18 protein-coding genes and 1 tRNA gene are annotated in these 18,705 nt (G+C 51.5%); 10 read left to right on the forward strand and 9 right to left on the reverse strand.

Going from position 1 to position 18,705, the window contains the following annotated elements:
* Window positions 1-63: 63 nt before the first annotated feature.
* The 5 genes from IPK01_14730 to IPK01_14750 form a co-directional block, all read right to left on the reverse strand.
* The gene (locus tag IPK01_14730) at window positions 64-756 is read right to left on the reverse strand and encodes an HAD family phosphatase (GenBank protein MBK7934693.1); all 693 of its coding nucleotides are present in this window, start codon (window positions 754-756) and stop codon (window positions 64-66) included.
* A complete protein-coding gene (locus IPK01_14735) occupies window positions 753-2,309 on the reverse strand; it encodes an FAD-binding oxidoreductase (protein MBK7934694.1) in 1,557 nt (518 codons plus the stop codon). The genes IPK01_14730 and IPK01_14735 overlap by 4 nt, the downstream gene beginning before the upstream one ends.
* A gap of 160 nt (window positions 2,310-2,469) precedes the next feature.
* The gene (gene uvrB / locus IPK01_14740) at window positions 2,470-4,458 is read right to left on the reverse strand and encodes an excinuclease ABC subunit UvrB (GenBank protein ID MBK7934695.1); all 1,989 of its coding nucleotides are present in this window, start codon (window positions 4,456-4,458) and stop codon (window positions 2,470-2,472) included.
* A gap of 74 nt (window positions 4,459-4,532) precedes the next feature.
* A complete protein-coding gene (locus IPK01_14745) occupies window positions 4,533-5,084 on the reverse strand; it encodes a redoxin domain-containing protein (GenBank protein ID MBK7934696.1) in 552 nt (183 codons plus the stop codon).
* 65 nt (window positions 5,085-5,149) lie between these two features.
* The gene (locus IPK01_14750) at window positions 5,150-6,361 is read right to left on the reverse strand and encodes a HEAT repeat domain-containing protein (protein ID MBK7934697.1); all 1,212 of its coding nucleotides are present in this window, start codon (window positions 6,359-6,361) and stop codon (window positions 5,150-5,152) included.
* A gap of 274 nt (window positions 6,362-6,635) precedes the next feature.
* On the opposite strand from IPK01_14750, the gene IPK01_14755 reads away from it, so the two are divergent.
* Window positions 6,636-7,523, forward strand: coding sequence for a phosphoribosylaminoimidazolesuccinocarboxamide synthase (locus IPK01_14755; GenBank protein MBK7934698.1), 888 nt, complete (start codon window positions 6,636-6,638; stop codon window positions 7,521-7,523).
* On the opposite strand, the gene IPK01_14760 is transcribed toward IPK01_14755, so the two are convergent.
* Window positions 7,517-8,386 (reverse strand): MOSC domain-containing protein, encoded by an 870-nt coding sequence (locus tag IPK01_14760; GenBank protein ID MBK7934699.1) that lies wholly within the window; start codon window positions 8,384-8,386, stop codon window positions 7,517-7,519. The genes IPK01_14755 and IPK01_14760 overlap by 7 nt on opposite strands.
* 266 nt (window positions 8,387-8,652) lie before the next feature.
* Between IPK01_14760 and IPK01_14765 the strand changes: the two genes are divergently transcribed.
* From IPK01_14765 to IPK01_14785, 5 genes are all read left to right on the forward strand, one after another.
* Window positions 8,653-8,967: a co-chaperone GroES gene (locus IPK01_14765; protein ID MBK7934700.1), complete on the forward strand. Its 315-nt coding sequence runs from the start codon at window positions 8,653-8,655 to the stop codon at window positions 8,965-8,967.
* A gap of 62 nt (window positions 8,968-9,029) precedes the next feature.
* Entirely contained in the window at window positions 9,030-10,676 is a 1,647-nt protein-coding gene (groL, locus tag IPK01_14770) for a chaperonin GroEL (protein ID MBK7934701.1), read from the forward strand.
* Between the two features lie 234 nt (window positions 10,677-10,910).
* Window positions 10,911-11,891 (forward strand): zinc metalloprotease, encoded by a 981-nt coding sequence (locus tag IPK01_14775; protein MBK7934702.1) that lies wholly within the window; start codon window positions 10,911-10,913, stop codon window positions 11,889-11,891.
* Between the two features lie 329 nt (window positions 11,892-12,220).
* Window positions 12,221-12,835: a hypothetical protein gene (locus tag IPK01_14780; GenBank protein MBK7934703.1), complete on the forward strand. Its 615-nt coding sequence runs from the start codon at window positions 12,221-12,223 to the stop codon at window positions 12,833-12,835.
* A gap of 57 nt (window positions 12,836-12,892) precedes the next feature.
* Window positions 12,893-12,979: transfer RNA gene (locus IPK01_14785), tRNA-Ser, on the forward strand.
* Window positions 12,980-13,466: 487 nt separating this feature from the next.
* Here the strand turns inward: IPK01_14785 and IPK01_14790 are convergent.
* The 3 genes from IPK01_14790 to IPK01_14800 all read right to left on the reverse strand — a co-directional run bounded on the left by IPK01_14790 (window position 13,467) and on the right by IPK01_14800 (window position 15,467).
* Window positions 13,467-13,811, reverse strand: a complete 345-nt coding sequence (locus IPK01_14790; protein ID MBK7934704.1) for a hypothetical protein — start codon at window positions 13,809-13,811, stop codon at window positions 13,467-13,469.
* 12 nt (window positions 13,812-13,823) lie between these two features.
* The gene (locus IPK01_14795; protein ID MBK7934705.1) at window positions 13,824-14,324 is read right to left on the reverse strand and encodes a hypothetical protein; all 501 of its coding nucleotides are present in this window, start codon (window positions 14,322-14,324) and stop codon (window positions 13,824-13,826) included.
* Window positions 14,325-15,011: 687 nt separating this feature from the next.
* Window positions 15,012-15,467, reverse strand: coding sequence for a hypothetical protein (locus IPK01_14800; GenBank protein MBK7934706.1), 456 nt, complete (start codon window positions 15,465-15,467; stop codon window positions 15,012-15,014).
* 614 nt (window positions 15,468-16,081) lie between these two features.
* Between IPK01_14800 and IPK01_14805 the strand changes: the two genes are divergently transcribed.
* The 4 genes from IPK01_14805 (at window position 16,082) to IPK01_14820 (ending at window position 18,679) form a co-directional block, all read left to right on the forward strand.
* Window positions 16,082-16,759, forward strand: coding sequence for a hypothetical protein (locus IPK01_14805; GenBank protein MBK7934707.1), 678 nt, complete (start codon window positions 16,082-16,084; stop codon window positions 16,757-16,759).
* Between the two features lie 327 nt (window positions 16,760-17,086).
* A complete protein-coding gene (locus tag IPK01_14810; protein ID MBK7934708.1) occupies window positions 17,087-17,533 on the forward strand; it encodes a hypothetical protein in 447 nt (148 codons plus the stop codon).
* A gap of 124 nt (window positions 17,534-17,657) precedes the next feature.
* Window positions 17,658-17,858 (forward strand): hypothetical protein, encoded by a 201-nt coding sequence (locus tag IPK01_14815; protein MBK7934709.1) that lies wholly within the window; start codon window positions 17,658-17,660, stop codon window positions 17,856-17,858.
* Window positions 17,859-18,016: 158 nt separating this feature from the next.
* Entirely contained in the window at window positions 18,017-18,679 is a 663-nt protein-coding gene (locus tag IPK01_14820; protein ID MBK7934710.1) for a hypothetical protein, read from the forward strand.
* The last annotated feature ends 26 nt before the right edge of the window (window positions 18,680-18,705 follow it).

Raw genomic sequence — 18,705 nt, forward strand, 5'->3', positions numbered from 1 at the left:
CATACGTTTTCTCGATCATAACGATCACAACCATGTGTCCTATGTCCCTATCTGGTCAAAAAACTAAACAAATACTCGCCGGATCGATTCCGGCATCCAGTCCCGAAGGTCTTTCGCAACCGCGGCCGCACCGGCAGCTCGGAGTTCGGCGGCCGAGACCGTATTCGAAACACCGAGAGCCAGCAGATCAGCATTCCGAGCGGCCGCTACTCCGGGAGGTGAATCTTCGATCACGAGGCAATCCGCATGGACCATCGGCAGATGCCCTGCAGCCGTGCGAACAGCGTCAAGCTCGCGAAATCCGATGCGAAAACACTCAGGATCGGGCTTACAATTGGCTACATCCTCGGCACTCACGATCGTTGCAAAATGCTTTCTGAGCCCGGTCGAATCGAGCACATGATCGATCTCATGACGAGCGGCCATGCTGACAATACCCAGATCAAACTCTTGGGCCATCTTCTCAACAAAATTCTCAATTCCCTCGAACAACGGCATCTCTGCCGAGACCATTTCTTTCCACATCGCCGACTTGGCCGCAACGATATCCTCGAACTTTGCCGAATCGGCCTTTTTGCCGGCCCGTTCAAAGGCCGCCGCGACGAAAGTCCGGTCATCCATTCCGAGCGAAGCGTAATAATCAGCGTCGGTCAGATCGATGTCGTGTCCTTTCAGCACTTCCTGATAAGCCCGCATTTGGACGGGTTCGTCATCAATAATAACGCCGTTAAAATCCATCAATATTGCTTTGATCATAAATTTAGATAACTCTCGTCAAACATATTCCCGCGACCCAAAATATAGTTTGGATCGAATACCGCTTTTAGTTCCGCCATTTCGTTCAGATAACGTTCGCCCATCATCGCGGCGAGGTATTTTCGCTTGAGCTTACCAATGCCGTGTTCGGCCGAAACCGTCCCGCCGAGCATTATTGCCTGTGCAACGCACCGTCCGTAGATATTCCGAGCCTTTTCAGCCTCATCAGCGTCCTTCGGCAGCATATTGGCGTGCAAATGACAGTCGCCGATATGTCCAAATATCACATATTCGAGTGCGCTGGCGTTGAGAGTCTCCTTGTAGTATCGCAGAAACGATGCAAAATTCGCGTCCGGTACGGCCATGTCCGTCCCGACCTTTCGCTGCTTGTTTTTGACCACACGCTCGTTCACCGAAACCGGCAAAGCATGCCTGAAATCTCGCATCTTCTCGCGGTCCTGCTCATTTGTCGTAAACCACGAACGCTCGAGATCAGCACGATGTTTCTCAAGCAGTTCATTCCATTGCTCAAGCAAAGCGTCTTCGTTTTCCGCGGTTGTTTCCTGCTCAAAAAATATTGCTCCGACCGCATCCGCGGGCAGGTCAGGAAACTTCTCTGAGATAAACCTCAACGCATTCTCGTCAAAATACTCGATTAGCGAGGCATCCGCAAAGCTCCCCTCCTTACGAAGGAGGGGTGGCAGTCCCGATGCTTTGATCGGAACTGACGGGGTGGTTCTCGCGTTCGCTGATCTAAATTCAAACGAAGTTGATTTCGCCTCATCCACAAACTTCAACAATTCGCTCTCATCACCAAAAAACACGATCCCGCTAAAAAAACCTTCCGGCTTCGCGACCAGCGAAAGCTCGATCTCGGCGATCACGCCAAGCGTCCCTTCGCTGCCAATGAACAGATCGATCGCATCGAGCGGCTGCTCATTAAAATAGCCGCTCACATTCTTACGCACATCGGGGCGTTCGTACGTCAAAGGCTTGGTTGTGAACGAGCGGCCGCTCGTAGTCTTAATAGTGATTGAGCCATTCTCGTCAGCTAACGTTTCGCCGCGACGAATTTCAGCAACGTCACCGTCCGCGAGCACCATCGTAAGCCGCCGAACAAATTCACGCGTCGCTCCGTATTTAAAACTCCTCGCACCCGAAGCGTTCGTAGCCACCGTCCCGCCGATCTGACAAGACCATTCGGTCGGATCGGGCGGATAGAACAGTCCCTCGGCATCCACAGCCTTTTGCAGATCGCCAAGTATCACGCCCGGCTCGACAACCGCCGTTTTCGCCTCTTTATCGATCGAAACAATCCGATTCAACTTCTCCAGCGACACCACAACACCACCAAACGGTATCGCCCCGCCAACCGTCCCTGTCCTCGCTCCCGAGATCGTAACCGGCGTCTTGCCCTCGTTCGCCTCACGAAGTATCTGCGACAGCTCGCCCAGAGTCTCCGGCAAAAACAGCTTCTCCGCGTGACCACCAACCATATTGCTGGCGTCGGTCAGATAATCTTGAATATCCTCAGGTTGGGTCTTAATCTGCATTTTCTTTAACGCGGATTCAACGGATCAGTCGGATAGGAACGGACAATTCTTTAACCAGGCAATACGTCGAATCCAACGCTATCCATTCGCAACTTAAGCTAAATTTTATCTTATCCGCGACGATCCGCACAATCCGCTTTATCCGCGTTCAATTTCCGGATCACCGAACGACCAATTCCCTCTCCCGCAAATACTTCAACCTGTCGCGGATCTCGGCTGCCTGTTCGAATTTCATCTCTTTGGCGGCGTTTCGCATGTCGGCTTCCATTTGCTGAATGGTTTCTTTTAACTGCTTTGGCGAGTATTCCTCGAATGAATCGAGATCGAGCGGGATCTTAAAGTAATCTGCCTCGTATGCCGTGACCAAAGTCGCGTCGATCGACTTGATAATGGTAGTCGGCGTGATGCCGTGTTCGGTGTTGTATTCCTCTTGAATTTTTCGGCGGCGTTCGGTCTCGGAGATGGCGTATGCCATCGATTTTGTGATCTTGTCGGCGTAGAGAATCGCCTTGCCATCGGAATTTCTCGCAGCGCGGCCCATCGTCTGGATCAGCGAACTCTGCGAACGCAAAAAGCCTTCCTTGTCCGCATCCAGTATCGCCACCAGCGACACCTCAGGCAGATCGAGCCCTTCACGGAGAAGGTTGATGCCGACCAGCACGTCATACTCACCACGCCTTAGATCGCGCAATATCTTAATGCGTTCCAGCGTATGTATATCGCTGTGCAGATACCTGACCTTAACGCCGACCTCGGCGAAATACTCGCTCAGGTTTTCAGACATCCGCTTGGTCAGTGTCGTCACCAGCACACGTTCGTTCCGCTCGGCTCGCAAACGGCATTCTTCGAGCAGATCGTCGATCTGGCCCTTTACGGGCCGGACTTCGACGATCGGATCGAGCAAACCTGTGGGACGAATGATCTGTTCGATCACCTCGCCCTGTACCTTGTTCAGCTCATACGGCCCGGGCGTTGCGGAAACATATATGGTTTGCCCGATACGTTCCTCAAACTCCTGAAAATTAAGCGGCCTGTTGTCCTTCGCGCTCGGAAGGCGAAAACCATACTCCACCAAAGTTCCCTTTCGACTTTGATCGCCCTTGAACATCGCTCCCAATTGCGGCACGGTCTGGTGCGATTCGTCGATCACCATCAGGGCGTCTTTCGGCAGATAATCAAGCAGCGTCGGCGGCGGTTCGCCCGGAGCTTTGCCGGTCAGATGCCGCGAATAATTCTCGATCCCGCGGCAAAATCCCATCTCCTTTATCATCTCAAGATCGTACATCGTCCGCTGATGCAGCCTTTGTGCCTCAACGATCTTGCCTTCTTTGACGAGAAATTCTTCGTGTACCGCCAGTTCTTCTTTGATCGTCTGCACCGCGCGTTTGATCACCGGCTTTGACATCACATAGTGCGTCTTTGGATAGATCGGGATCCGTGTTGTGTGTTTGGCCAGCACCTCGCCGAGCAGCGGATCGATCGTGTAGATCGAATCGATCTCGTCGCCCCAAAACTCGATGCGATACGCCTGATCCTGATAGCTTGGATACAGCTCCACGACATCGCCGCGCACCCGAAACGAGCCGCGTTCAAAATCGATATTGACGCGCTCGTACTGTAGCTCGACAAGCTTTTGCAAAAACTCCTCACGCTTGATCTTCATCCCCGGCTCGATAAAGATCAACATCCCAAAATACGCGTCCGGATCGCCCAAACCGTAAATACACGAAACCGAAGCCACCACGATCACGTCCGACCGCTCAAACAAAGCACGTGTCGCCGACAAACGCAGACGATCGATCTCCTCGTTCACCGTCGCTTCTTTTTCTATGTAGAGGTCGGCCGCAGGAACGTAGGCCTCAGGCTGGTAATAATCGTAATAAGAGACAAAATACTCGACCGAGTTCTCCGGAAAAAACGACTTAAACTCCTGATAAAGCTGCGCCGCCAGCGTCTTATTATGCGCCAGCACTAGCGTCGGCCGCTGAGTCTCATTGATCACCTGCGCGATCGTGAACGTCTTGCCGCTGCCCGTAATTCCCAACAGCACTTGATCTTTCACACCTTCGTTAAGGTTTTCGACCAACTGCCTTATAGCCTCGGGCTGATCGCCTTTCGGGGTGTTTTCACTTATGAGACGGAATTGCATACTCTAATCTTAATATAAAGATGCAATTTTTCAAAGAAAGCGGACTCCGGCTATGCGGAATGTTTGGCAACCGTCTAGTTCGATTTGAGACGGCGGAATCGCGAGGTAAGTGTCTGGTATTTGGCTTGAAGCACGTCGCCCCGGGCCTCGTAGATCGATGTAATGATATCGGCGTCGCTTGGGCGAAATGCTCTTAGCATGACGCGTCGGCTGCGGATCTTGCCGCCTGCGTCAATGACGACGATCGCTCGTGTAAGCTGTATTGGAAACAACCAATGCCTGCCGTAAAACGAGGTGATCACTCGCCCGGGATCCGCCAACAATGGTATCGGCAATTGCCGACGCTGAGAAAATTCCAGGTTCTCCTCCGATGTTGACGGCGATACTCCGACGATCTCGGCCTTGGTCTCCAGATAGTCCTTCCAATTGTCGCGGACAGAACAAAGCTGCCTGGTGCAAACCAGCGTTTCATTCTGCGGATAGAACAACAAGACCCGAACCTTGCCGTCGTGATCGGAGAGCCGCCACGTCCGGTCGTCCTCAGACAAAAGCGAAAAGTCCGGAGCGCACATTCCCACCGCCGGACCTTCGTTCGTTGAATATTCGTCGCAAATTGTCTCAGCCATCGTTCAAAACGGCGATGATCTGCCGTTACCCCTTGTAATATTATTGGTGACTGACCGGGCGATCGTTACGCCATTACCGGATGATAGCTTGCTACCGTTTCTTTGACCTTTGCTGCGATCTCCTCAGGAATATTGACGTCGATCCGCAGTTTGTTCAGCTCTCTGAGTGCTTTGTCGTTTTTTACCACGGAAAGTACATGAAGAAGTGCCAGCTTGATCCTCACATCCTTGCTGTTGCGGATAGCGGCAAATATCTCAGCCGTTTCCCCTGACTCGATCAGAAGGCCGACCAGGGCAAACGCTTCATAAGCGATCTTCATGTCGTCGTGCAGCAGCCGGTCAAAAGATTTGACCACGATTCCCGACTCGGTCGCGGCACGAGCGGCGTGGCTCATGCGAAATGCGTCTCCGGTCGCGATGATCCGCTTCCAGGCATCTGCCCGGTCAAAGCTCAAACGGAACAATCCGCGAGCCGCGGCCGCCCTGACTTCTCTTGTCGGGTCGGCACAGGCTAACAATATCGTTTCAAACACCGATTCATGGTCAAATTCGGTCAGAGTTGTAACTGCCTTGGAACGCAGGTTGGACGAAAGATCGTAAAGTGCGATCTGAGCGAGTGCATCGACCGAATTTCGCGTTTTGAACCGGGTCAAGATCTTCAACGCAAGCTCGCGAACGGACTCGTCCTCTTCAAATTCCTCATTTGTTTGCTCGATAGCACTCAATAATGCCGGATCGGACGAGAGCGGCAGCGGATCAAAATCTCTTGGGTCGGTAAGCTGGAGAAACGAATTTACCGGCAGTTGGGAGAACTGCATCTTTTTCATCTTTTCCTGAAACGCCTTAGCATTCAAGTGTAGATCGTCCCCGTTTGAGTTTCGAACGGAGCTTACGTTGTTACGTACCGCAGCCAAACGATCGGTGACCGGCGTCCTTTTCTCCGCCTTGGGCGTCGATTTCTTGGCCTTTCTAAACCATTCAAGTTCCTTTTCGGCGTCAACGCCCTCATCATAATTGCCGGCACTCGAGTAATTCTGTACACGGTTCGTGTAGTCGTATTGACTTTGTGGTGCGGGCTTTTTGCTTTTGCGCCAGAATAGGAAAGCCGCCGCAGCAGCAACGCCAAAAAGAAAGATCAGCAGCGACGTAGTTCCGATACCCGAACCGTCGCTTCCGTCGTCTGCACTCGCCGATTGGGCAAAGGCGGAAACGCATAAAGCCAGAGCAGCCGGGATCGAAATGGGAAAATTGGTTTTGGAATGTCGAGTATTAAACATCTTACACTTTTTGAATTTGAGGGAAATTAGAGCGAATTGACGAGGGGAATTGCCTTTTGCCTAGCGGGCCGACAAATGCGATCTGCCTGCCACTTATTATTATGCACAAAGTTTTCCGATTTGTCATCATAATTTCAACGATGTTTGTACACGTTTAACGACTGGCCAATTCCAGAAAAAGATCGCGAAACGATTCCATTCTTTTTAATTGGCCGTGATCCGTAATAAAATAAATCTCGGACCTAACAAAACCGGAGTGAATATGACGGCTGTAATGACTGTTTCAGAATCGAGCATCGACGAATTAAAACTCGTACACCGCGGAAAGGTTCGCGACGTGTACGAAGTTGACGACAAACGCCTACTGTTGGTCGCCTCCGACCGTATCTCGGCATTTGACTGTATTCTGCCGACATTGATCCCGTACAAGGGCAAGATACTTACTCAATTATCAGAATTTTGGTTCAACAAACTCTCGTCGATCGCGCCAAATCACCTGCTGACGACCGAGCTCTCGAAGATGCCCGACACCATCTCGAAATATCACGAACTCGACGGCCGATCATCACTCGTTCGCCGTACCGAGGTATTTCCGGTCGAATGTGTTGTCCGCGGATATCTCGAAGGATCGGGATGGAAAGATTACAAAGCGACCGGCAAGGTCTGCGGCCATAGCTTGCCGCCGGGCATGAAGCAGTGCGACCGCCTGCACGAGCCGATCTTCACTCCGGCCACAAAGGCCGCCACCGGCCATGATGAGAATATTACCGGGCTCGAATTTAAGAATGTCGTCGGAACCGAGACTGCAGCATACTTAAAAGCGACTTCGCTCGCCCTCTACAAGACCGCCGCTGAATATGCGCTGACCAAGGGCATTATTATCGCGGACACAAAATTCGAATTCGGCACCGATGCCGACGGCAACATTTTGCTTATTGACGAGGTATTGACGCCCGATTCTTCTCGATTTTGGGAAGCCGACAAATACTCGCCCGGACAAGCCCAAGCCTCGTTCGACAAACAGTTCGTTCGCGAATATCTCGAAACACTCGATTGGGACAAAACGCCCCCTGCACCGCATTTGCCGTCGGAGATCGCCGAAGCGACCTCCGATAGATACAAGCAGGCTTTCGAACTCTTGACCGGAAGTGCGTTTCAATAGCTATCGATAACCTCGATCTCGTCTCCGACGCAGATCGAACTGCCCACACTTTCGCCGATCAGATTCTGCCCAAACAGGACGGCGGTCTCAGTCAGCCCGAGATCCGCAACGCGCTCTGGCATCACATCCTTTGCCATCCTATAGGTCGCGAGAGTTTTGAGCGGATCTTTACCGTCAAACTCGCCTTTCGCCTGATCGATCGTCGTCATCACACATCTCGCACACGGCTTCGACGAACGAAACTCCGCTCCGCCGATCCGTATCCGCTTCCAGTCGTCCTCAGCGTAGGGATCCGACCCCGCAACGACAACATTCGGCCGAAACCTGTTCATGGGGACTGGAGCGGCAAGCATCCCTGCTTGCCGGAGTCTTCCATTCAGATCCTCCAACGACGCCTCGCCGATCACAAGCTGCGGATAACCATCCGCAAAACTCACAACATCGTCCCCCGAATTGAACAGTTCACTAACATTCCGCCTCGAGTCGTCCGGCATTTTCACAAGCTGACACTCGGTGCCCAGCACATCGCTGAACCACTCATTCAAAGCCGCACCGTAAACTTCCGCCTCGCAAACGCTGCCCCAGATGGTCACTTGCTGACGTTTATCCGAATCAGCATCCATCGGCACAAAAACGTCGCCAAAACGGTCCGCCGAGACGCCGAGGCCACTGCCGTCCTCCTCGATCCAAACCGACATCGTCGCCATTTTCGGGAATTCACGCTGCGTAAAAAACATCCCGTCCGGCGTCGTCAACATCCACCGCCGGTCATGCCGCAGCCCACGCTCCTCCACCATCGCCGCCTCAACACTGATTCCTGCGAGTGATTTGATCGGGTAAATATTAATTTCGGATATATGCATACCGGATTTTTACCGCATAGGAACATAGATCACATAGGCTTTCTTCTCTTCTATGTGCCCTATGTTCCTATGTGGTTAATTCTCCCCTTCCAAACTTGATAACACCATTGTCACATTTTCTTAACATGCACAAATAATACTTGACACTTTGTTCGGGATTCACCTATACTAGCACTCATAGACACCGAGTGCTAAAACGTTAGATTCGCCGAGGTCTAGAGCTATTTTAAGTTCTTTTTAATTAATTCCAAAAGGAGTAAATCAACATGGCTACAAACATTACACCACTACACGATCGCGTGATCATCAAACGCATCGAAGACAACGTCAACCAAACCGCCGGCGGGCTTTTCATCCCCGACACGGCAAAGGAAAAACCGCAAGAAGGCGAAGTGATCGCTGCCGGTGCGGGCAAATATAAAGAAGACGGCACGCGTCAGGCTCTGGACGTCAAAGCAGGCGACCGCGTCCTGTTCGGCAAATATTCGGGCAGCGAGATCAAACTCGACGGCGACGAATTCATCATCATGCGCGAAGACGAGATCCTCGGCATCATTTCACGCGCAGGCGCAGCGGCCTAGTTGCACAAGCCCGCACGTAAGTAAGGGCGTAACACACAAGTTTATTTAGGAGACAAATCATCATGGCTAAACAAGTAGTACACGGAGAAGAATCACGCGCAGCTATCCTGCGTGGTGTTAATCAGCTCGCGGACGCAGTGAAAGTTACACTGGGACCGAAGGGCCGCAACGTAGTTATCGACAAAAAATTCGGCTCGCCGACCATCACCAAAGACGGTGTCACGGTCGCTAAAGAGATCGAATTGAAAGACACGCTCGAGAATATGGGCGCACAGATGGTTCGCGAAGTCGCTTCGAAAACCAGCGACGTAGCCGGCGACGGCACGACGACCGCAACGGTTCTCGCGCAGGCGATCTTCAAAGAAGGCGTCCGCACAGTTGCCGCCGGTGCAAACCCGATGGCGCTCAAACGCGGTATCGAAAAGGCAGTCGCAGCCGTAGTTGCTGAGATCAGCACGATGGCAAAGCCCGTCTCGGGCGATTCGATCGCACAGGTCGGCACGGTTTCGGCTAACGGCGACAAAACGATCGGCACGATCATCGCTGAGGCGATGGACAAGGTCGGCAAAGACGGCGTTATCACCGTCGAAGAGTCGAAGACGATGGACACGCTTCTCGAAGTCGTCGAGGGCATGCAGTTTGACCGCGGCTATCTTTCGCCGTATTTCGTCACCGACGCCGACCGTATGGAAGCCGTCCTCGACGAGCCTTACATCCTGATCAACGAGAAAAAGATCTCGAACATGCGCGATCTGCTTCCTATTCTTGAGCAGGTTGCCAAAATGGGCCGTCCGATGCTCATCATCGCTGAAGACGTCGACGGCGAAGCACTCGCAACCCTGGTTGTGAACAAGCTCCGCGGCACGCTCAACGTTGCTGCTGTCAAAGCACCTGGCTTCGGCGACCGCCGCAAGGCAATGCTCGAAGACATCGCGGTCCTCACGGGCGGCAAGGTCATCAGCGAAGATCTCGGCATCAAGCTCGAGACCATCACTCTCGAAGACCTCGGCAAAGCCAAGAAAGTTACCATCGACAAGGAAAATACAACCATCGTCGAAGGTGCCGGTTCGGGCGAAGCCATTGACGGACGCATCAAAACCATCCGTAACCAGATCGAAGACACGTCCAGCGACTATGACCGTGAAAAACTGCAGGAACGTCTGGCGAAACTCGTCGGCGGTGTTGCCGTGATCAAGGTCGGTGCCGCCACCGAGACCGAGATGAAGGAAAAGAAAGCACGTGTCGAAGACGCAATGCACGCAACCCGTGCTGCTGTCGAAGAAGGCATCGTGGCCGGCGGCGGAGTCGCTCTGGTCCGCGCATCGCGTGTTCTCGACAACTTCAACACCGAAAGCGAGGATTCCGATGAGATCATCGGCGTCAATATCGTCAAGCGTGCCCTCGAAGAGCCGCTTCGCCAGATCGCCGGCAACGCCGGTATGGAAGGCGCAGTGGTCGTCGGCAAGGTCCGCGAAGGCGACGACAGCTTTGGCTTTAACGCCGCGACCGAGAAGTACGAAGATCTCGTCGCAGCCGGTGTCATCGACCCCGCAAAGGTCACCCGCACCGCTCTCCAAAACGCAGCCTCGATCGCCGGCCTCATGCTGACGACCGAAGCCATGATCGCCGACGTCCAGGACGACAAGGGCGGTGATGGTGGAATGGGCGGCATGGGCGGCGGCATGGGCGGCATGGGCATGGGAATGTAGTGTCCGTAGCCCGCACGTAAGTAAGGGCTCGACGTGAATTAAAACAAAGGCCTCGCCTAACAATAGGCGAGGCCTTTTTTTCTTTCTCGGCCCTGTTCGCCGATGCTTTCGTATTTCCTGGATCTGTGATAGAAAGGAGAACAGTTTTTGCAATCCGTGTGATCAGGGCAGTCGGTTCCATGGTTGCAAGAGCCCCAACCAAATAAAATCAGAAACCGGTCAACAGGAGAGTACATGAAAGTAAAGATCTTTTTGTCAGTTGCAGCTTTGTGTGTCGTGGCGACGGTCGCGTTTGGCTTTTTGAGTCGAACCACACCCGTCGAAGCCCAGTCGGATCTGGCCTCTCAGGAAATTCCCGACGTCAAAAACAGTCAGCCGTTCAAATTCAACGGCACGATCTTTATCAATGAGGAAGAGTTTTTGGACCGCGCACGCTGTGCTACCGAGAAACTGAGCGCGGCCCAGGCCGACGAGATCGACCGACAGGTTGCGGTATTCAAGGAAAATCAAAAGGCGGCAAACGGCGGCTACGAGATGAACGCCACCGGCGGCGTGATAAATGTCTATTGGCACGTTATAAACAAAGGAACCGGCATCTCCAACGGAGACATCCCAACGACGCAGATCACGTCGCAGATGAATGTTCTGAACGCTGCCTATGCCTCGACCGGCTGGGCATTCAATCTTGTGTCCACTGACCGCACCACGAACTCGACCTGGTACACCGCGGGTCCCGGCACGGCAGCTGAGGCCGCCATGAAAAATGCTCTGCGTGTCGGCACGGCCGACGACCTGAACATCTACTCGAGCAATCCCGGCGGCGGGCTTCTCGGTTGGGCAACTTTCCCGTCGAGTTATACAAGCCGGCCAAAAGACGACGGAGTCGTGATTCTCTTCTCAAGCGTTCCGGGCGGCAGCGCCGCTCCGTACAATCTCGGCGACACTGCGACGCACGAGGTTGGCCACTGGATGGGGCTTTATCACACGTTTCAGGGCGGATGCAACGGCAGCGGTGATGCGGTCAGCGATACCCCGGCCGAAAAATCAGCCGCCTTCGGATGTCCTTCGAACCGCGACACGTGCAGAAACAAGGCGGGATTGGATCCGGTCACGAACTTCATGGACTACACTGACGATGCCTGCATGAACCAGTTTAGCGCCGGACAAGACACGCGAATGGATTCCCTATTCACCACCTATCGCTTCAACCGCTAACGCTAAGCCGCGCTGACGACCGAATCCATCTTGCCCCCCTCCTGCCCGAGGAGGGGTGCAACCGTTTTGGATGCCGGGGTGGTGGGAGCGACGTCCCCGACGACAAGGGCGGCATGGGCATGGGAATGTAGTCGGACCGCAGGCTGCCAGCCTGCGCGTCAGTAGCCCGCTCGTAAGTAAGGACGTTAACTATTTAAGCCTCGGCATATTGTCGAGGCTTTTTCTGTTGCATTTTATACATTTTTTGGATTATACTTGGTATGGATTGGAATTGGACTAAATGGATTATCTATTGACAAACCGCAAACTTGTATGATATAATGTATATTATGAATGAGTTGATAAAGACAAACCTAACGCGACTAAAGGAATTGAAGGGTCAAACAGACCAAGCTCAGAGCGATTTACAGAAGGCCCAAGAGGTCTTTGAATCTCTCCGACGCCGTTCTGTAAACTTACTTAGATTTCTCGAGGCTGAGATCGAAGAGGATGGGGACGAAACGGCGAAAGCGGAGGTGAACAAGCTGTTCGCCGGCGATCGAGATTCGCGAAATAAGGAAGTCTATCAATCGAGGATTAATGTTTCGCGGAGAAATGAAATTGTTCACAGCCGTCCGAATAGGATTTTGGCGCAAGAGATACGTGTAACAGCGAGCGAGCAAAATAAAGATACACTCGAAGCGGTTGATCTGGCGCCGACATTTAACAAAACACGGTTTCTGGTGGGGCTGTGGGCCCAAGAGAATGCTGACGGACGCGGAGTTAACGCGCGAAGTCTGATGTCGCTTGCCGCTCAACACGAGGAAGGGAAACAGATTTCAATCCCATACGTGCATAATACAATTTCACGATTCAAACATGCGGGTCGCGCGGAACAACGTGAAGACCAGTTTTATTACTTAACAGCCGCAGGGCTAAATTATCTCGAAGGAGGAGATGCATAACACAAAAAAAACAGGTGCCTGCTTCGCTGTAACGATTGCATGCACCTGTTGATTTAAGCCGGAGTGGCGGAATGGTATACGCAGCGGTCTAGAAAACCGTGGCCTGTCCAGGGATTGCGGGTTCAAATCCCGCCTCCGGTACCAACTAAATGGAATTCAAAAAACAACTCCAACTACAAAGTAGCATGTTTTCTTGAATTCTGTCTAGCGGCTTTGTCGCCGTAAAGAAACTAACAGGAGACAAAATTATATGATGAATTCATGGAAACTTAAGAAGATTCACCCACCTAGACCGCCTAAGCCGCCAGACCGCCTACAGAATTTGAGGACGATTCGGCCGGTGGGAAAACCGAATGGGTTAGAGCTCATTGGCGCTGGGATTACGAACGTCGTCAATGGGAATGGGTGATTGGACACTGGCGTAAGTAAGACGTCTGCATGTTAAAAGGCCTCGTCCTCGACGAGGCCTTTTCTGATCTCGTAATATGCCAACGCGACCACGATCTCTTATCTTCTTATCAATAATCTCTTAATTCTTCATTGCGAAGGAAGGCAACAATGCCGCTCTTAAGAAGAATTACCCCAGGTGCGGTAAAAAGAATCAACAACAATAGACCCAATCCAACCCTTCTTAAAAGAAATCCCAATAGCCTTGTCCCATCGCATGCTTGATCCTGTTGATGGTCGGATTCTCGGGCAAGTAAATGACGGTATCATCATCAAAAATAGTTTCCGGCCCTCCCGTATATGTTTTTCCCTTTACCTCAAACCAATAGCCACAAGTTGTTAATATGCCCGATCCTTGGCTCTCACTCTCAACGGCTTCTTCAAAACACTCGCCGACATAAACAGGTGAGCTAACACCAGACCGAACAAGCTGAAATTCTTCAATCAACCCGCCAGAGAAATGAAGCCATCCTCCGACCGTAATAATTACCCATACCAAGCCCCAAAAATAAACTTCGACGCTTCCCATCTTGGCTTTCCCTTAAGTTTTAGCATTAGCTTTATTTTCTGCGTCAGTCTTACCCGCCTCTATGTTCTGTAAATCAGCCAATGTTTTTCGCGCAAACTCCGGGTCATCAAGCATCCGCTGGGTCAACGCATTTTGTCCTTCGGTCATTACTTTCTCTACGATGTTGCCGTAACCCACGTCTTCCGGACCCAGCAAGTCGTTGATCGTCCTATCTTCTTTCAATAAGAAAATTGAGCCAAGCATAATTATCGCAGTGATTATATCGATAATGGCCCATGTCTCTCGCTTGATCGGAAACTTAATTATTGGATTGAACAGAATAATCACAAAAACAAAAACCACGATCCAAAAAGACTTCTTGGTGATGCTCGCAACATAAATAAGATATGCCGATGTGACACATGTGACGATTCTAAGAATCGTGAAATAGTCGTAAGGCTGATTGGTCAAAGCAAAAAGCAAGAGACCGGCGGTAAGGATTCGCAAGATTGTTGAAATTGTTAGATATCCCATTTTCTCGTTACCTAATGCAGCGGGGAGAACGGTGTCTGGCCTGCGTTTCTGCGATATTTTAAAGACTCGTCTAGAATCGCAGAATCGTCTGTTTCAAACTAATGTACGATGCCCCGCCTCAACAAACGCAAATAGCCAATAAGTTCCAGCACATGTCGGTGGTAGTTGGCGAAATCGTATTTTTCCTTTCTCGACCAAGCAATATTGAAAAACACAGGTCCAATCATTCCACCCAAGAATAGTCCAACTACTGCCCAGGCTATCGGACTTGGGCGGAAAGCAGGAAATAGAAATGGCCCGATGAGCGCAATTATAGCGGAAAGCAGACAAAGAACGAGCGGAAACAAGAATGACCGATATACAAGCTTGGACCTTTCCAAAGGACGCCGGACGATATCATTTTCGTATTCCTCGACTGAATAGCCATAACTCGCCGGGTTCGGCTTGCCCGTCATTCGAGGCAACCTCTTAAAAGGTAGTGTGAGATTTAGAATCTCGCTTATCGACAAGTGCGGAATCACTTCTTGAATCGCCCGCACCTCATCGAAGACTCCCTCCAACTCCTTTTTTGTTCGGTTTATTGTACGCCATACTTAAAGGGCACTTTCATCTTTTTGTTGATTTAATAAAACGACAGTAACTCAAAATCGCCGTGCCTGACCTTGCGATTTTTGTGAACCCTCCATCTTACATTTCCGAATGGTCCAAGCCATGCAATCGAATCATAGGCCCTTGGCGACAAAGAATTGAAAACTGGTAAAGCGGCAAAGCTTTCTTCATAAACCTAAGGAACTTCGGCACTGTTGGTTTATAATCCACATAAACGGAGTAGTCGCCATTGTCGAACCAACCATGTTGGCTAATCATCCACGCATTGCGGAAGTCGATCTTATTGATAATGGCAGCAGCCAGCCGACCTTCGAAGGTGTTGCTTTCAACATGAAGAAACGCATATGGAAGGTGGCTATCAAACTCAACGATATTTTCACCATTCATCTGCGCCAAGAGTGTCGCTCCCACACAATGCATTCTGTGGCCGTCTAGGAAAGGAATATCTGGGCCTCCCGCAAATCCGACTAAAGGATTGTCTAGGTCCGCACCATCTTCTGATAGCCTAGCAAGCATCTCCGGTAGTCGTTCCATAATTTCCTATAGTTAAAGCGATATTGACGGATTATAAGAGGGGCAAGTTTTTATGTAAAGCATAAAAAGCGGTGGTCAGACCTGCGAAGTTCGGACGTAAACCCTCGCAACTGCGGTTGGACGTTGAAAGCCCGTGGTTGCGGGCTTTTGCCTTCGGTTTGGGGATCGTTGCTAGTGACGGTGACAAGTGAGGTCCATCGGAAACATCTTGATACGACGCTCAATGTGATGTAGAATAGGGACACAGTTGCATATATGCAATACGATATTTGAAATCTGGATCTAGTGCGCGCGCCGACTATGCAAAAAATGGGACACCTTGGTCAACGTAAACACTTTGTTTGGTCCGCCCCCTGCTAAAAGCTAACAGGAGCGGACGCAACCTCTCGCAATTGCAGTTGGACGCTTGAAAGCCCGTGTTTGCGGGCTTTTTTTGTTGTGGGGTTTGGTTTTGGGTTGGGTGGGTGGTGGTGGTGGTGGTGGTGGCATTTAATGGGTTTGCGAATTAATTCGCACATCGCGCGGATAATACCTCGTGTTTTTCTTCGCCCTAGGGGATGCGGCCTAAGAGTTCATTGGTAAAGGTCGGCGGCATAGGGATTGCGGATTAAATAGTGAATGAAAAGGACTTGGGCGATACCGCTGTCAGGTTCTATGCCCGGATCGCTTCGATGGAGGCAATTACTATGCAAAACTTATCAATCATCTCAAGATCGATCGTTCTAGTGGCCAAGGTAGCAATGGCTCTTGGATTGTTAATAACGTCTGCAAGCTTCGGTTTCTCACAAACAGCTTCAAATGGGCCCGGTTGGTACTTAACCAACTATTCCTTCAAAGACGGTTCATACCAAAAGCAATCGGTTCTAATGGGAACTACCCTAAAATTGAAAGATGTGGTCAGTTTCAAAGGAACTAAAGGCAACCTGAGAATTTCTCATCTCAGGTACTACGTCTCAAATCGCAAGACGGTTGCCAGTATTACCTATCAAGTCACCTGGACCGATCCTGCGACATTTATAAAACCGGGGGCAAAGACCTCATTTGTCTTTGGATTATCGACAGTAAGCGCTTTGACTTGGAAAGCTCCTCAACAAAGCATGCACATTAATCAGGGAATGGGAGTGTATTTTGTAACACCCGATGGAACTAAGTACATGACAAAAGATATCAGGTCAAAACTAACGACGGAAAAAGTCATCGAAAAGGGCAGTAGAGGAACAAAACGAATAATTCAAATGAATTTCGGAAAGGGATTTACCGCGACTTATAACTACGAGTGGAGAGATCAGTAGGAAACAAAAACTGGTGAAAAAAACTGGTGTCAGACCTGTGATATTCGGACTTGAACTCTCGCAAACGGCGGAAACGCGAGTGTGAACGAGCGTGCCGAGGTGAGCGATCACGACGATGGCACGCTCCTTAACAGTCGCGTTTTCTGTGCCAGAACTCCCGTGGGGTTAAGGCCGCACCGAATATCCGAGCGTGTGGAACACGCGGCATAAACTGCGGCTTACCGCACGGCCCGAAAGGAATGGCAGTTGATCCTGGCTAAAATGCGCGTTGTGAGAGATCGAAGGCCTTTCCCGGAACATCTCGACACTTCACACGTAAGTTATGGTATGCGATTCATCAAATATGTCTTCACACCGAACTACGACAAATACGAAGGCGTTCGGCCGATAAACATCTATCTGTTAAGGGTGCTCTATTTCCTTATGTTTGTTGGAGTCGGATTGGAAACCTGGCAAAAGATCGTAAATCACGAGGGCCCGTGGGACCACACCAAGGCCGTCGCGTTCTGCGTTTGGGCGGCATACCCGACATTGTCTTTATTTGGAATATTGCAGCCGCTCAGGTGGCTCCCAATTGTGATCTTTATGATCTTTTATAAGACAATCTGGGTGTTCGCGGTCGCTTTCCCCTTATGGCGAGCCGGAGCTCTTGCCGGCAACCCCGCCGAAGAAATGGCCCACATTTTCGTTTATGCCCCGATCGTCGCCCTTTTTGTGCCGTGGGTGTATGTGTTCAAGAACTATTTAATGTGGCCAAAACCTAAAGTGAGTTAACGAAAGAAAGGGTTCTGGCACGCTTTGGTGCCAGAACCCGTCGCCGCCGTGCGTTCCGGGCAAAGCCCGTAAGGATGCGCGGTGCGTGGCCTCGCGATCTAGTATCATTTGAGAGGTGCTCAATATGGATGAAGCGATCAGACAAGAGATATTGGCGATGAGCCGGACCGCGCATAGTCTGACGGAGGCGTCTTACCAACAGGACCCATCGACCCGCGGCGATGCGGGATGGAACGAAAAACAACGAATACTCCTCGCCGACATGGCCCTTCATCTGCTGCAAACATCTCTCACAGAGGGCGAACTCTCGGAGGAAGGTTTGTAAAGAAACCTGTTTTCGATCCTGACCATTTCGGACCAGTTTATTCATGACCACGATCTGAAAACTCTCGCAGACGAGTTGTACTCGTCCTGATGCCCGGGCCTGCGATCTTAGCGTCGGCAACTTGTAAAAGGTACAATACCTCATTCGAGTAGCTGCGTATGGAGAATATTGATCCGATCTACGAAATAAAGACCCGCGCGATCGACCCTTGGGAGCGGTTGAATCTTGCTCTGACCGAGCAAAGGGCGTTGGAAGCCTCAAAGTCGGACGAGGCCCGCGAAGCGGGGCGTTTGGCAGCGGCGATCCGCGGCCTGGCCGAGGATTTCGGGCTGGACGCTCGTGATCTGGCAAAGAGTTCCGCTGACTGGACATTTCTGTCGGCTGTGGCGGACGCGAGCAAGGTCCGCCTGCTGACTTCGGCTGCACGCCGCACGACGCTGGAGGCGTCCGCCCACTTTGAGGCGGGGGACAACGCTCATTACCGCTTTATCAACAACCGCATAATGATCGTCCACCCGACCGCCGGCAATGTCGAGTTTCTCGCCGCGGCCGCAGGCGCGATCCTTCTGCTGATCTCCCGGCTTGGACTCGCGATCGACTGGACTCCGAAGATCCTCGAGGGGCCGGCCGAATTCCGCCCGATGGTCCAACTCGATGCCGGCCCCGACCCGAACCGTGTTCTTGAAATGCTGCAGGTCCGCTTCTACAAACGAAACGCCGACGGCGAACTCGCAACGTTCCAACCCGGAGATTGGCAACTCGATCTAACGACCGCGGGGATCGTTTCGGCGGATGTGTCGGACGAAAGGAGGAAGGATTAAAGAGAAAAGACAAAAACGGCGGAAAT

The organism is Acidobacteriota bacterium (assembly GCA_016713675.1).
Lineage (GTDB): Bacteria > Acidobacteriota > Blastocatellia > Pyrinomonadales > Pyrinomonadaceae > OLB17.